The 14,433-nt window shown below is 69.5% G+C and carries 14 protein-coding genes; 5 read left to right on the forward strand and 9 right to left on the reverse strand.

Translation table 11 applies throughout. From position 1 onward, the window contains the following. Positions 1 to 9: 9 nt before the first annotated feature. From C4313_RS03630 to C4313_RS03655, 6 genes are read right to left on the reverse strand one after another with little or no spacing between them, the layout of a single operon-like run. A complete protein-coding gene (locus C4313_RS03630; RefSeq protein ID WP_352428512.1) occupies positions 10 to 1,374 on the reverse strand; it encodes a replication-associated recombination protein A in 1,365 nt (454 codons plus the stop codon). A 40-nt stretch (positions 1,375 to 1,414) separates the two neighbouring features. Next, entirely contained in the window at positions 1,415 to 2,119 is a 705-nt protein-coding gene (locus tag C4313_RS03635; RefSeq protein WP_352428513.1) for a guanylate kinase, read from the reverse strand. 37 nt (positions 2,120 to 2,156) lie between these two features. Then, positions 2,157 to 4,712: a DEAD/DEAH box helicase gene (locus C4313_RS03640; RefSeq protein ID WP_352428514.1), complete on the reverse strand. Its 2,556-nt coding sequence runs from the start codon at positions 4,710 to 4,712 to the stop codon at positions 2,157 to 2,159. Beyond that, positions 4,699 to 5,202, reverse strand: a complete 504-nt coding sequence (locus C4313_RS03645; protein WP_352428515.1) for a methylated-DNA--[protein]-cysteine S-methyltransferase — start codon at positions 5,200 to 5,202, stop codon at positions 4,699 to 4,701. The genes C4313_RS03640 and C4313_RS03645 overlap by 14 nt, the downstream gene beginning before the upstream one ends. Positions 5,203 to 5,213: 11 nt before the next feature. After that, the gene (locus C4313_RS03650) at positions 5,214 to 5,642 is read right to left on the reverse strand and encodes a M67 family metallopeptidase (RefSeq protein WP_352428516.1); all 429 of its coding nucleotides are present in this window, start codon (positions 5,640 to 5,642) and stop codon (positions 5,214 to 5,216) included. Further along, positions 5,603 to 5,881, reverse strand: coding sequence for a sulfurtransferase TusA family protein (locus C4313_RS03655; RefSeq protein ID WP_352428517.1), 279 nt, complete (start codon positions 5,879 to 5,881; stop codon positions 5,603 to 5,605). Before C4313_RS03655 ends, C4313_RS03650 begins: the two co-directional genes overlap by 40 nt. A gap of 274 nt (positions 5,882 to 6,155) precedes the next feature. On the opposite strand from C4313_RS03655, the gene C4313_RS03660 reads away from it, so the two are divergent. Continuing rightward, a complete protein-coding gene (locus C4313_RS03660) occupies positions 6,156 to 6,704 on the forward strand; it encodes an HAD-IA family hydrolase (protein ID WP_352428518.1) in 549 nt (182 codons plus the stop codon). Between the two features lie 40 nt (positions 6,705 to 6,744). After that, the gene (locus C4313_RS03665; protein WP_352428519.1) at positions 6,745 to 7,677 is read left to right on the forward strand and encodes an NAD-dependent epimerase/dehydratase family protein; all 933 of its coding nucleotides are present in this window, start codon (positions 6,745 to 6,747) and stop codon (positions 7,675 to 7,677) included. An 18-nt stretch (positions 7,678 to 7,695) separates the two neighbouring features. Here the strand turns inward: C4313_RS03665 and C4313_RS03670 are convergent, their stop codons facing one another. Both C4313_RS03670 and C4313_RS03675 read right to left on the reverse strand, forming a co-directional pair. Beyond that, positions 7,696 to 8,715 carry an ABC transporter ATP-binding protein gene (locus C4313_RS03670; RefSeq protein WP_352428520.1) on the reverse strand — a complete coding sequence of 340 codons (1,020 nt, stop codon included), beginning with the start codon at positions 8,713 to 8,715 and terminating at the stop codon, positions 7,696 to 7,698. Continuing rightward, positions 8,679 to 9,665, reverse strand: a complete 987-nt coding sequence (locus C4313_RS03675; protein ID WP_352428521.1) for an ABC transporter ATP-binding protein — start codon at positions 9,663 to 9,665, stop codon at positions 8,679 to 8,681. Before C4313_RS03675 ends, C4313_RS03670 begins: the two co-directional genes overlap by 37 nt. Before the next feature lie 152 nt (positions 9,666 to 9,817). Between C4313_RS03675 and menC the strand changes: the two genes are divergently transcribed. Beyond that, the gene (gene menC / locus C4313_RS03680) at positions 9,818 to 10,927 is read left to right on the forward strand and encodes an o-succinylbenzoate synthase (RefSeq protein WP_352428522.1); all 1,110 of its coding nucleotides are present in this window, start codon (positions 9,818 to 9,820) and stop codon (positions 10,925 to 10,927) included. On the opposite strand, the gene C4313_RS03685 is transcribed toward menC, so the two are convergent. Further along, the gene (locus C4313_RS03685; protein ID WP_352428523.1) at positions 10,924 to 11,769 is read right to left on the reverse strand and encodes a tRNA (adenine-N1)-methyltransferase; all 846 of its coding nucleotides are present in this window, start codon (positions 11,767 to 11,769) and stop codon (positions 10,924 to 10,926) included. The genes menC and C4313_RS03685 overlap by 4 nt on opposite strands. Before the next feature lie 201 nt (positions 11,770 to 11,970). Here C4313_RS03685 and C4313_RS03690 point away from each other — a divergent pair, with 201 nt between their 5' ends. Continuing rightward, positions 11,971 to 12,357, forward strand: a complete 387-nt coding sequence (locus tag C4313_RS03690; protein WP_352428524.1) for a hypothetical protein — start codon at positions 11,971 to 11,973, stop codon at positions 12,355 to 12,357. Between the two features lie 183 nt (positions 12,358 to 12,540). Then, positions 12,541 to 14,397 carry a carbon starvation CstA family protein gene (locus C4313_RS03695; RefSeq protein ID WP_352428525.1) on the forward strand — a complete coding sequence of 619 codons (1,857 nt, stop codon included), beginning with the start codon at positions 12,541 to 12,543 and terminating at the stop codon, positions 14,395 to 14,397. Positions 14,398 to 14,433 lie beyond the last annotated feature (36 nt).

A 14,433-nucleotide genomic window follows, 5' to 3' on the forward strand; every position in this document is an offset into this window, starting at 1 on the left:
CGGGGCTGCTCAGGAAGAAGGGGATGGGCTGTCGGCGGGCGGGGAGGCCTCCGTCTCCCCCCACCATCGGCGGAGCCGCTCGGCGATCTCCTGCTCGTAGCCCTGGCCGGAGGGCCGGTAGAAGCGGACCCGGGGCAGGCCGACAGGCCAGTAGGACTGGCGGACGAAGTGGCCCTCGAAGGCGTGGGGGTAGCGGTAATCCCGGCCATGCCCTAGGACCTCGGCGTCCCGGCGGGCGTCCCTGAGGTGCTCCGGGACCGCCCCAGAGCCGTGGGCGCGGAGGAATTCCACCGCCTGGAAGTAGGCGCCGGCGCTGTTGCTCTTGGGGGCGGTGGCCAGGTAGAGGGTAGCCTCCGCCAGGTGGTAGACCGCCTCGGGCATCCCTACCCACTCCACCGCCTGGGCGCAGGCTGCGGTCACCACGATGGCCATCGGATCGGCGAGGCCCACGTCCTCGGCGGCCAGGATCAGCAGGCGCCGCATGATGAACCGCGGATCCTCCCCCGCCTCCACCATCTTCGCCAACCAGAACAAGGCGGCGTCGGGGTCGCTACCCCGCACGGATTTGATGAAGGCGCTGATGGTGTCGTAATGGGCCTCCCGATCATAGGCCAGGGCCCGCCGCTGGACCACCGCCTGGGCAATGTCCATGGAGATGCGGATCCGACCGTCGGGGTCAGGCAGGGCGGCGCTGACGGCCAGTTCCAGGGCGTTCAGCGCGTTGCGGGCGTCTCCCTCGCTGAGGCGCGCCCAGAAGCGCAGGACCTCCTCCGGCACCTCGATGGGCTGTCCGCCGTAGCCGTTCTCCGGGTCCGCCAGGGCCCGGCGCAGCAGGAGGAGGATCTCCTCCTCGGTGAGGGGCTGAAAGATGAAGACGCGGGAGCGGGAGACCAGGGCGGGCACGACGGCGAAGTAGGGGTTTTCGGTGGTGATGCCGATGAAGATGACCGTGCCGTCCTCCACGAAGGGCAGCAGGGCGTCCTGGTGAACCCGGGTGAAGCGGTGGAGTTCATCGACGATCAGGAGGGTGCGCCGCCCGTAGAGCCGGCGCCGCTCCTGGGCCTCCTGGATCACCCGGCGCAGGTCGGCGAGGCCGGCCGTCACCGCGCTCAGCGTCTCGACGTGGGCTCCGGCGGCCTGGGCCATCAGGAGGGCCAGGGTGGTCTTGCCAGTGCCGGGCGGCCCCCAGAAGATCATCGAGTTCAGCAGCCGGCCCTCCTCGATGAGGCGTCGCAGCGGCGCGCCCGGCCCCACCAGATGGGCCTGGCCGACGAACTCCTCCAGGCGCCGAGGCCGCAGGCGCGCGGCCAGGGGGGCCTCCCGCCGCATCGCCTCCGCCCGGCCCTGGGCGAACAGATCCGGTTTCTTCGTCATGATCCGTCCTTTCCACCCACCGCCACTCCAGCCCCCCCGCTCAACCGCCGGCACCCCGATCCGAAGGGCCTGCCAGGCCCTCCCAGGGGATCCGGCGGGGGTGGGTCCGACAATGTTCCGCCCGGATGATAGCCAGGATGTCGGCCACGGCCTCGTCTAGGCCGCCATCCCGGTTGACGACGAGGTAATCGAACTCCGTCCAATGGCGGAGCTCCTCCTTGACGGCCTCCAGCCGGCGGACGATGGATTCCGCGGTCTCGGTCCCGCGGGCCTGCAGGCGCCCCAGGAGCTCCTCCCGCGAGGCCGGGACGACGAAGATGAAGACCGCCTCCGGGAGCAGCCGGCGGAGGGTGGCCGCCCCCTGCACATCGACCCGCAGGATGACATCCTTGCCGCTGGCCAGGGCGCTCCGGATCTCCCCCTTCGGGATCCCCTTGTAATCCCCATAGACCACGGCGTATTCCAGGAACTCCCCTGCGCGGATGGCGGCCTCAAAGGCCTCTCGAGAGAGGAAGTGGTAATCCACCCCGTCCACCTCCCCCGGCCGCGGCGGGCGCGACGTGGCGGTGACCACGAAGTGGAAGGGGACCTGGAGGTCCTTCATCCGGCGGATCAGAGAATCCTTCCCGGCGCCGGAGGGCCCCGAGATCACCACCACCAGGGGCCGATGGGGGCGCCGGGCCAGGTCCTCCAGGGCCATTGCCTCCTCGGTCTTCGGCTCCGTCGGGGCGTTCCGGTCGCGCATCGGGCTCCACAGGGGCTGGGATGGCTTTGTCCTCATTTTACCCGTTTTGGGGAAGCCCGCCCGTGGGCTCCCGGAGCGCCTCCAGCAGGCGTCGGGTTTCGGCCTTTAAGTTCATGAACGCCACGGGAGGCCCCACGCAGGCGGGGCACCCGGCCTCGCAGGGGCATGTCGCCGCTACCTCCCGGGCGGCCTCCAGCAGCGCCTCCTGAACGGCCCACAGGTGCTCGGCGAAGCCGACGCCGCCGGGCATCTGTTCATAAAGCAGCACGGTGGGCCCCCCGGTCTCCCGGCCCTCCGGATCGACCAGGAGACCGAGATCTGCCGGATCGCTCATCAAGAACAGGGGGGCCAGGCCGTGCAGGAGGGCGCCGAGCCCCGAGAGGGCGCTGCGGGTCCCCAGCCCCCGCTCCAGGCGCCGATGGCACGGCCGGCAGACGGTGATCAGGTTCTCCAAGGCATGGGCCTCCCGGCGGTCCCGGAAGGTCCGCAGCGGCCGCAGGTGGTGCACATCGTGGGCCTGGCCCGGCGGCTCCGGCGCCCCGCAGATCCGACACCGGTGGCCGTCTCGGGCCCGGACCGCCCGGCGGAGGGCCTCCCAATCCGGGCCGTAATCGAGGGGGCCCAGGGTGATGCCCTCCGCCTCCAACCGCCGGACCAGGGTCGGATGGAGGGTTAGCCACCACGCGGTGGTGCTCAGGGCCGTCTCGGGCGTCTCGACGGCCATCGTGCCCAGGGGCGCCCCATCCGACCATCGCAGCCGCCGCGCGCCCACCACTCGGCTGGTGATGGTGACCTCCCCCCACGCGCCGGCGGCCCATGGGGTGGCCCGCCGGGCCCGCTCCAGGTCGAGGCGCCACGTGGCCTCCACCATCGGCTCGGTGATCTCGTCTTCTTCGAAGGGCTCAGCCCACGCTTCCCTCCGCTCCCAGTCCACCACCTGGATGCGATACGCCTGCCCCTCGTGCAGGTAGACGGCGCCGGGGTGGATCAGGCAGGGGGCAGAGGGGCGATCCACCTCGCCGATCCGGTGTCCCTCGCCTCCACGGCGAACCCGGACGGCGATCCGGTCCCCCGTCCCGGTCCGGAGGCTGAGGGATCCCGCCGGGTAGCGATCGGCGGCGAAGTAGACCCGGCCGTCCGTGGGGTTCCGGTAGAGGGGCGCGCCGTCCTCCATCAGCAACGCCACCAGCCGATCGGTGTCCAGGGTCCGGGCGAAGGCCTCCCCAGGGTCCAGCGGATGTTCGAAGGCGGCGCACAGCAGATGGCCGGCCAGCAGGGCAAGGTTATCGGGATCGAAGCGGGCGGCCTCGGGGGAGCGTTCGAACAGGAACTCGGGGTGCCCAGCCAGATATTGATCCAGGGGAGTGGGGGTGAGGACCATGATGGCGACGCTCAGGGGCGCGCGGCGGCCCGCCCGGCCGGCCTGCTGCCGCGCGGAGGCGATGGTGCCCGGGTAGCCCACCATCACGCACGCTTCCAGGTTGCCGATGTCCACGCCCAGTTCTAGAGCGTTGGTGGCGATCACACAGCGGATCTGCCCCTCGCGCAGGCCTTTCTCGATGGCCCGCCGGGTCTCTGGCAGGTAACCGCCCCGATAGCCCTGGATGATCTGCGGGTCCCCCCCGCCCGCAAGCCAGGCCGCGCGGACCCGTCGCAGCAGCCGCTCCACCGCCATGCGGGAGCGGGCGAAGGCGATGGTGGGGATGCCGTGGGCCAGGAGGGTCCCGATGAGGTCGGCGGCGGCGGCCAGGGCGTTCTGGCGCAGGCCTAGGGCCGCGTCCACCAGGGGCGGGTTATAGAGGAGGAAGTGGCGCTCGCCAGAAGGGGCTCCGTCGGTCTCGATCAGATGGACAGAGGCCTCCACCAGCCCCTCCGCCAGTTCCCGGCCGTTGGCGACCGTGGCCGATCCCAGGAGGAACTGGGGAGCGGCCCCGTAGCGGGCGGCCAGCCGCCGCAGCCGTCGCAGCACGTTCACCACGTGGCTCCCGAACACCCCGCGATACACGTGGGCCTCGTCGATCACCACGAAGCGCAGATGGCTAAGGAAGGAGGCCCAGCGCGGATGCCACGGGAGAAGCCCCCTGTGGAGCATGTCCGGGTTGGTCACCAGCAGGCGCCCCCGCTCGCGGACGAACCGCCGGGCCTCGCTCGGGGTGTCCCCGTCGTAGGGCAGGGCGGCGGCAGGGAGCCCCAGGGCGGAGAGCCACGCGCGGAAGATGGCCCGTTGGTCGTGGGCCAGGGCCTTGGTGGGATACAGGAACAGGGCCGTGGCCTGCGGGTCCTCGCAGAGGGTTTGCAGGATCGGCAGGAGGAAGGCCAGGGTCTTCCCGGAGGCGGTGCCCGTGAACAGGGCGACGTGGGCCCCCTGGCGGGCGGCCCGATAGGCCTCCGCCTGGTGGACGTATAAGCCCGCGTAGCCAGCTCGCGTCAGGGCGGCACGCCAGCGGGGATCCAGATCCTCCGGGAAGGGGACGATCCGGGCAGGGCGGGCAGGTGTCCATCCCCACGCGGCGATCCGCTGCCGGAAGCGGGGATCCGCATGCCAGTGCCGAAGCAACGCCGCCAGCGGGGTGTCCAGTTCATGCCACCGCAACCGTGACTCCCTCCAATGCCAGCAGCCAGCGCTTCACATGCACGCCTCCGGTGTAGCCCCCCAGCCGGCCGTCGGCAGCGATCACCCGGTGGCAGGGGATCAGGAGGGGCAGCGGGTTGGCCCCGAGGGCCTGCCCCACCGCGCGGGTCGCGCCCGGCCGCCCCAGCCGGCGGGCCAGTTCCGCGTAGGTGCGGGTCTGGCCGTAGGGGATCTGCGCCGTCTCCACCCAGACCCGCCGCTGGAAGGATGTGCCCTCTGGCGCGAGGGGCACCGTGAAGACCGTGCGCTCCCGCCGCAGATAGGCCAGGATCTGGGCCAGGGCCTGGGCCGCCAGGCCGCGGTCCAGGCGCTCCAGCCCCGGGTGGGCGGCAAGGAAGGCCGCCCACGCCTGCTCCCCGTGCTCCCCAAAGAACACCCAGCGCACCCCCCGGGCATCCGCCACCACCCAGATGGTCCCCAGGGGGGTCCCCTCCGCCGCCGACCAGTGCATCGCCAGCCTTCTCAGTCCGGCTCCAGGATCAGCGGGATCTCTTGGGCGGTCCCATCCCGGAGGTGGAAGGCCCGCAGGCGCCACTCCCCCTGGACGGGGGCGGCGATCAGATAGACGGCCTCCGGGTAGTAGGCCTCCCGGATGTCGGTGGGGGAGGGCGTCGGCGGCCCGTGGGGATGGGAGTGATAGATCCCCACCAGTTCCCACCCCTTGGCCTCCAGATCCTGCAGCACCCGGATCAGATCCTCGGGGTGGACGCGATAGCGGACCGGGCTGGCCCATTCGTTGCGGGCCGGGTAAACGGCCAGGGCCCGCCGGCCGATCCCGCCCAGCAGGCCACAGGCCTCCAGGGGCCACTCGTCCCGGGCGTGGGCGAGGATCCGCTCTGCGTCCGATCGCCTCAGATGGAAGGGTTCTGCTTCCGAATCCAGATGGCCCATAGGCCCTCCCCCACCGGCTCCACCTTCAGCACCTCATCCCCCTGCAGGCGGACACTGCGGGGGACGTTGTGGACGGCGGGCTCGTAATCCACCAGCACCCGCAGCACCTGGCCGACTTCCATCTCCTCCAAGGCCAGGCGGGTCTTCACATAGGTGTAGGGGCAGACCTCCCCCCGGATGTCCAGTTCCCGGTTAGGGATCGGTTCGCCGTCGCTGCGCGCCGTGTCCATCGGGGACATCCGACCTCCAGTTGTCCGGGCTGGGGGACGATGTTATCCTGAAGACGGCCGCCGGAGATATTGTCCCGCGCCTGGCGGGGATCGTCAACGAGCGCCCCCGCGGCCTCTCGGCAGGGATTTGAAGATCCTGCGGAAGGAGCGGACAGCCGATGGCCCGCTATCGCTTTCTGACCCTCGATTGCTACGGGACCCTCATGGACTGGCGGGCGGGGATCGCCGAACATCTGGGGGGATCCTGCGCCGGCACGGGGTGGACCTGCCCCCCGAGGCGCTGTTGGCGGCCTACGTGGAGGAGGAGCACCGGGTGGAGACGGGGCCTTACCGCCGATACCGGGAGGTCCTGGCGGAGGCGGCGCGGGCGGTGGCCGCCCGTTTCGGGGTCGCGTTGCCGGAGGCCGAGGCCGTGGCCTTCGCCGCATCGGTCCCGGCCTGGCCGCCCTTCCCGGATACGGTAGAAGGGCTGAAGGCCCTCGGGGCCATGGGCTTCCGGCGGGTCATCCTTTCCAACGTGGATCGGGACCTGCTGGCCGAGACCATCCGGTGCCACAGGCTGGAGGTCGACGGGGCCGTCACCGCGGAGGACACGCGGACTTACAAGCCCCATCCGCAGCACTGGCTGACCTTCTGCACCCGCTACGGGGCCCGCCGGGAGGAGGTCTTGCACATCGCCCAGAGCCTCCTCCACGACGTCCAGCCCGCCCTGGGCCTGAAACGGGACTGCGTCTGGCGGAACCGCTATGGGGAGCCCCTTCCCGAGGACCTGTGGCCCACCCACGTCGTGGAGGACATGGACGCCCTGGTCGGGTGGTTGCTCGCCCAGTGAACAGGCTCTCCCCACGGACTCTTCCGCTCCAGGAGGAACCATGCGGGTCTTGATCACCGGAGGTGCCGGCTTCCTCGGATCCGCCCTGGCCAACCGGCTGGTCCGGGAGGGGTGGACGGTGCTGGTCCTGGACGACCTGAGCGCGGGGGATCCGCAGCGCCTGGACCCGCGGGTGGTCTTCGCCCGGGGGGACGTGCGGGATGTCCCCCGGCTCTGGACCCTGCTGCAGGGCGTGGACGTCGTGTATCACCTGGCCGCGCGGGTCTCGGTCCCAGAGTCCATTCTCTATCCGCGGATCTATCAGGATGTCAACGTCGGCGGCACCGTGGCCCTGCTGGAGGCGATGCGCGACGCAGGGGTCCGGCGGTTGATCCTCGCCTCCTCCGGCGCCGTCTACGGCGACCAGCCCGTCCAGCCGGTCCACGAGGATCTCATGCCGCGGCCCCGCTCGACTTACGCGGTCACCAAACTGGCGGCCGAGCAGTTCGCCCTCACCCTGGGCCGGCTGTGGGGGTTCGAGGTGGTGGTGTTGCGGATCTTCAACGCCTACGGCCCTGGGCAGCCGCTCCCGGCCGCCCATGCCCCGGTGACCTCCCGCTTCCTGAAACAGGCGGTGGAGGGGGGGTCGCTGGTGATCTTCGGCGATGGGAGCCAGACCCGGGATTTCGTCTACGTGGAGGATGTGGTGGAGGCCATGGTGGCGGCGGGGCGCCTGCGGGGACTGAACGGCGAGATCATCAACGTCGGAAGCGGGCAGGAGACCGCCATCAACGAGCTGGCTGAGGTGGTGATGCGGGTGGTGGGTCGGCGGGCCCAAGTGATCCACAGCCCCGCCCAGGACGGGGGGGTGGCTCGGCTCTGCGCCGACCTGCGGAAGGCCGAGCGGCGCTTGGGCTACCGCCCCCGCGTCTCCCTGGAGGAGGGCCTGCGGCGGATGCTTCAGGAGGATCCCCGATTTCAGGGCTCCGCCTAACGGCGAAGCCCCCATCGGTTAGGCCGCCAGGTGACAGGCCACCCAGTGGCCAGGGCGGGCCTCCCGCCATTCGGGCTCCACGTGCTTGCAGATCTCCTGGGCGATGGGGCAGCGGGGGTGGAACCGGCACCCGCTGGGCGGGTTGACAGGGCTGGGCACCTCGCCGCGCAGGATGATCCGCTGCCGTCGGGCTTCCACCGCAGGGTCGGGCACCGGGACGGCCGAGAGCAGCGCCTGGGTGTAGGGGTGCAGGGGGTTCTCGTAGAGCTCGTTGCGGTCCGCCAGTTCGACGATCTTGCCCAGATACATCACCGCCACCCGGTCGCTGATGTGGCGGACCATCGCCAGGTCGTGGGCGATGAACAGATAGGTCAGGTGGAAGCGTTCCTGGAGCTCCTGGAGCAGGTTCACGATCTGGGCCTGGATGGAGACGTCGAGGGCGGAGATCGGCTCGTCGCAGACGATGAAATCGGGCTGCAGGGCCAGGGCGCGGGCAATGCCGATGCGCTGGCGCTGGCCGCCCGAGAACTCATGGGGGTAGCGATCGGCGAAGACCGGGTTCAGGCCGACCAGGCGCAGCAGTTCCTCCACCCGTTCCCGGGCCTCCTTCCCCCGGGCCACGCCGTGGATCTCCAGGGGCTCGGCGATGATCTGGCCCACCGTCATCCGGGGGTTCAGGGAGGCATAGGGGTCCTGGAAGATGATCTGCATCCGGCGCCGCATCCGCCGCAGCTCGTTGCCCTTGAGGCGGGTGAGGTCGACGCCGTCGAAGTAAACGTGTCCGCGCGTCGGCCGGTGGAGCTGGAGGAGGGTCCGGCCGACGGTTGACTTCCCGCATCCGGACTCCCCGACCAGACCCAGGGTCTCCCCCCGCCGGATCTCGAAGGAGACGCCATCCACGGCGTGGACGTAACCGATGGTGCGGGTGAAGATGATCCCCCGGGTGATCGGGAACCACTTCACCAGGTTCTCAACCCGGATCAGGACCTGTCCGTTCCGGCTCACCGGGGCCTCCCCGTGGTCACATCTACCCAGCATGCGATCCGATGGTTGGGGCCTACCTCTTCGAGTCGGGGGTTCTCCTCCCAGCACCGGTCGAAGGCGTAAGGGCAACGGGGCGCGAACGGGCACCCCTGCGGCAGCTCCAGCAGGTCGGGGGGCATCCCGTCGATGGAGACCAGGCGCCGACGCTCCCACCGATCCAGCCGCGGGAGGGAACCCAGCAGCCCCAGGGTGTAGGGGTGGCGGGGGTTGTGATAGAGCTCCAGGACCGGCGCCTCCTCCACGATGTAGCCCGCATACATCACCGCCACCCGGTGGGCCAGGCCGGCCACCACCCCCAGGTCGTGGGTGATCCAGATGATGGCCATCCCCAGTTCGTCCCGGAGCCGCTTGACCAGTTCGATGATCTGGGCCTGGATGGTTACGTCGAGGGCCGTGGTGGGCTCGTCGGCGATGAGGATTTGGGGATGGCAGGCCAGGGCCATAGCGATCATCACCCGCTGTCGCATCCCCCCGGAGAACTGGTGCGGATAATCGTTGAGACGCTCCTCGGCGTTGGGGATCCCAACCATCTGGAGGAGCTCGACGGCCCGCTGGCGGGCCTCCTGGGGGGACATGTTGAGATGGGTCTCCAGGACCTCGGTGATCTGCCGCCCGATGGTCAGCACCGGGTTGAGAGAGGTCATGGGGTCCTGGAACACCATCGCGATCTTGGAGCCGCGGATGCGGCGGATGTCCGCCTCGCTCAGTTTGAGGAGATCCACCCCTTGGAAGAGGACCTCGCCCCGAGTGATTCGGCCCGGCGGTTGCGGGATCAGGCGGAGGATGGAGAGCATGGTCACGCTCTTCCCGCTCCCGGACTCCCCCACGATCCCCAGCGTCTCGCCTTCGTGGAGCGAAAAGGAGACCCCGTTGACGGCGTGCACCACCCCATCGCGGGTGAAGAACCGCAACTCCAGGTTCCGCACATCCAGAAGCGGCGGCATCGATCCTTTGCCTCTCCGATCAGAGATCCCCTCCCAGCCGCGCCCGTCTCCGGGCCGCATGCACTAGAATGATAGGCAGGCCCTCGGGCTTCGTCAAGATCCCGGCGGCGCCCCTTCGTCTGGCGGGAACTTCCTTAACCAGGAGCCGAAGGATGGTCGTCGAACGGGTGGAGCTTCGCTGGATCCGGATGCGCTTGAAGGAGCCCTTCGAAACCTCCTTCGGGCGGGAGCAGGATCGGGAGGCCCTCCTCGTCACCGTATACGCGGACGGCCTGGAGGGCTGGGGAGAGGTCGTGGCCTCGCGGGATTTTGGCTACTCCTATGAGACGACGGAGACGGCCTGGATGGTGTTGCGGGGGTTCCTGATCCCCGCCGTGCTGGGCCAGGAGATCCCCGACGTGGAGACGGTGGCCCGGCTAGGAGAGCGGCTGCGAGGCCATCCCATGGCCCGGGCGGGCCTGGAGGCGGCCTTTTGGGACCTTTTCGCCCGCCGCGCCGGCCTCCCCCTTTCCCGGATGCTCGGGGGCGCCCGGGATCGGGTCCCGGTGGGGGTGAGCATCGGGCTCCAGCCCACCGATGCGGCGTTGCTGGAGAAGATCGAGGGCTACCTGGCGGAGGGCTACCGCCGCATCAAGGTGAAGATCAAGCCGGGACGGGACGTGGAGATGATCGCCGCTGTTCGGCGCGCCTTCCCCGAGATCCCCCTCATGGCCGACGCCAACTCCGCTTACACCCTGGAGGACGCCGACCGGCTGGCGGCCCTGGACGCTTTCCATCTGATGATGATCGAGCAGCCCCTCCACTGGGACGATCTCTGCGAGCACGCCCAGCTCCAGGCTCGCCTGCGCACGCCCATCTGTCTGGACGAGAGCATCCATTCCGTCCGCCACGCACGGGCGGCCCTCGATATGGGGGCCTGTCGGATCATCAACATCAAGCCGGGGCGGGTCGGCGGGCTGCTCGAAGCCAAACGGATCCACGACCTCTGCCGCGAGCGGGGGATCCCGGTCTGGTGCGGGGGGATGCTGGAGACCGGCATCGGCCGGGCGGCCAACGTGGCCCTGGCCTCCCTGCCCGGGTTCACCCTCCCCGGTGATCTCTCCGCCAGCGACCGCTATTATTTTGAGGACCTGGTGGACCCGCCCTTCGTCCTCAACCCGGACGGCACCCTGACGGTCCCCCAGGGCCCGGGCCTGGGGGTGACCATCGATCGGCGGCGGGTGGACCGGGTCACCCTCCGGATGGAGGCCTTCCAGGCCTAATCGGGGGGCGCCGATCCGGGGCCTGTCGGTTCCTCGGCGTCGGGGAGGGCCTCGGGGGTTGGAAGGGCCTCCGGAGGGCCGAGGAGGCGGCGGGCGAAGATCAAAAAGCCGGTGTGGGCGACCATGCGATCGGCCGGCCGGAAGCGCCAGCCGGCGGTGTGGTAGGGCCGCAGGAGGATCTCGACGGTCTCGATGAACCCAAAACCGTGGGCGGGGAGGGCCTCCAGGAGGCGGATCACCTGGTTGGCGGTGGGCAGGATGGCGCCGAAGAAACCGCCCCCCCGCAGCGCCGCGGCCGCCTGGGGGAGGTAGGCCCACGGCTCGGGCAGGTCCAGGAAGAGGGCGTCGGCGGCGGTCTCGTCGAAGCCCTCGCGGATGTCGCGCACCTTCCAGGTGACCATCTCCGCCAGCCCCACCCGCTCCAGATTGCGGCGGGCCAAGGCTTGCATCTCCGGCCGGACCTCGTAACTGATCACCTGGCCCAGGGGCCAGACCGCCTGGGCCAGGGCCAGGGTCAGCCCTCCGCTGCCCGTCCCCGCTTCCACCACCTGGCGGCCCGGGCGGACCGCCAGTTTGAGCAGGATATAGCCGATGTCCTTGGGGTAGAGGATCTGGGTCTGGCGGGGGAGATGGCGGATCAGCTCCTCGGTCGAGGGCTCCAGCAGCCAGAAGATCTCCCCCCGATGGGAGCGGATGGCAGTGCCCCACGGCCGCCCGATGCAATCCGCATGGGCCACCATCCCCCGGTGGGTGTGCAGAACGGCCCCGGGCTCCAGCCGGACCAGAAACGTCTTCCCCCCCGGCCCCACCAGCAACGCCAGATCCCCCGCCTTCGCCTCCATCGCATGGCCCCCATCATTTTGTGATATGAATAACAAAATGGTGAATATCACCACGAATTGAGGGGATCCATGGGCGTATTTTGGCTTGACAAAGGCGGCCTGGGCCGTCTAAAATAAAGACAGCAACCTGTTGAGGCCCGCCATTGGCGGGCGCTTCGGATGAAGGGCGCGCCGGATTCGTTGTGTTTCCAGGAGGGGCCCATGGAACGGCCCTTACGGGTGGAAGTGATCGCCTACGCGCCCACCGCATTTTACCATTGCCTCCATTGTGAATTGGTCTGGCGGGAGGCCGGCCTGGGCGGGTCGGTCCGTCAGGAGCAGATGGAGACGGGACTCCCCGAGGATCTCCAGAAAGCCTACCAGGATCTCGCCGCCTGGATCGCCCGACTGCTGGCCCTCTATTGCGATCGCATCGCGGTGAAGGTGGTGGACGCTGTTTCCATCGAGGGGTGGTGGAAGTCCTTGCGCTATGGTGCCCGACGCTACCCGGCTGTGATCGTCGAAGGGCAGGTTTTCACGGGGGGCGATTTCGCGGCGGCGGAGGCGGCCATTGCCCGGCGGCTGGGGGCTCCGCGGGCGGCGGCCTGAACCCGGCTCAGGCGGCCGCCCGCGGGCTTTCCGGCGAAGCGAAAGGAGGTGGAACGGGGCTGGATCCGCTTGAGGGAGCCGACGGGTCGGTGGATGTGGGGCCGCGCTCCTCCTCGGGCGCGTGCGGAACGGAGGTTTCAAGGGCCGGCTCTGTGGTTTCACCCCTCTCTCGGAGGAGAAGCCATGAGCGCTTTTTGGGTGATCATCCTCGGCATCCTGGTCCAGTTGCTGATCTGGAACCTCTACGCCAAGCGGATCGACCGGGAGATCATCCGGTCCGATCCGAAGCGGGCCACCCCGGCCCGGATGTATATGGACGGCGTGGACTTCGTCCCCACCAGCCGCAACATCCTCATCGGCTACCACTTCAAGTCCATCGCCGCCGCCGGCCCCATCGTGGGGCCGATCACCGCGGCTGGCCTGTGGGGATGGCTCCCGGCGCTCCTGTGGCTGCTGGGGGGCGTGGCCTTCATCGGCTGGGCCAGCGACTACAGCGCCATCATCCTCTCGGTCCGCAACGACGGGAACTCCCTGAGCGCCATCTCCTACCGCCTGATCAACCCGCGCGTCCGCACCCTCCTCTTCGTGTTCATCTTCTTCTATTTGTTGCTCGTCGCCGGCGCCTTCGTGAACCTGATCGCTGGCGTCCTGACGGATCCGACGGTGCCTCTGGGCATCATCACCCTGGCGGTGATGGGGTTGCTGGCCGGGCAGATGCTCTACCGCTGGAAGATGGACCTGGTGGCGGTCACGGCCATCACCCTCCTCATCACGCTGGTGGCGATGGCCATCGGGCCGCTGGGCATGCAGCAGGTGAAGGAGGGGGACCAGGTGAAGACCATCCAGGGGCCGGTGGGCCGGATCTTCGCCGGCTTCAACGCAGCCCTTGACGGCCTGGCCGGCGGCAAGCCGCTCTACACTTACTTTGATCCCACGGCGAACCCAGATCCCAAGACCGGGCGCCTGCTGGGGGCCGACCGGCCGGTCCGCCTCTCGTATGTCTTCTGGATGCTGTTCACCCTGGCCTTCTGCTACCTGGGGGCGAACCTGCCCATCTGGCGCTTCGCCCAACCGGTCAACTACCTGGGGTTCTGGGTCACCGCCCTGGTGATCCTGCTCAGTTACATCGGCGGTGTCGTCGGCTTCTTCACCAACCCCCAGGCGGTCTCCTTCAAGCTGCCGGCCTTCCGTGGCTTCCAGCCGGCGGCGGTGGGGATCCAGCCCCTGTGGCCTATGCTCTTCGTGACCATCGCCTGCGGGGCCATCTCGGGCTGGCACGCCCTCTTCGGGTCGGTGGGCACCGCCCGACAGTTGGAGTATGAGACCGACGCCCTGCCGGTGGGCGGTGGGGCCATGCTCTTCGGCGAGAACACCCTGGGGCTGCTCTCCCTGATCGCCATCTCCATCGCCGGGAAGGGGGCGGGCGCGGCGGCCTTCGCCAGCGGCGTGGGCACCCTGCTCTCCCAGATCTTCGGCTCCGGCTTCCAGGTCTATGGGACGGCCTTGGGCTTCGCGACGTTCGTGGTCATCGTCGTCACCGTGGTCCAGTTGGTCTTCCGCCTGATGCGGGTGACCCTGGGCGAGTGGGTCGGGGAGGCCCAGCCGATCTTCAAGAACATGCACGTGGCCAGCCTGATCTCCATGGCCCTGGCCGCCTTCCTGGTGCTCACCGGGACCTGGATCTATCTCTGGCAACTGTTCGGCGCCGCCAACCAGTTGATGGCCGGCCTGGCCCTGCTCATCGTCACCGTTTGGCTGGTCTCGGAGCGGCGGCCCGCCTGGTATGCTGGGATCCCTGGGGTTTTCATGTATGTCACCACCATGGCCGCCATCCTGGTGACGCTCTACAACCAGATCCCGGCCCTCAACGCGGCGTTGGCAAAGGGCAACGTGGTGGCCATCATCGGCTCGGTGACCATGCTGGTCCTGGCCGCCCTGCTCTTCATCGCCGCAGCCCTCATCGGCTACGACGGCCTCCAGGCCTTCAACCGCTGGCGGGCGGCCCCGGCCCGGCCGGCGGCGGCTGGCGGCGGGGAGTGATGCGCTCCCCTGCAACCGACCGGGGGCGGCCCAAGG

The organism is Thermoflexus sp., assembly GCF_040289485.1.
In the GTDB taxonomy this organism is placed as follows: domain Bacteria; phylum Chloroflexota; class Anaerolineae; order Thermoflexales; family Thermoflexaceae; genus Thermoflexus.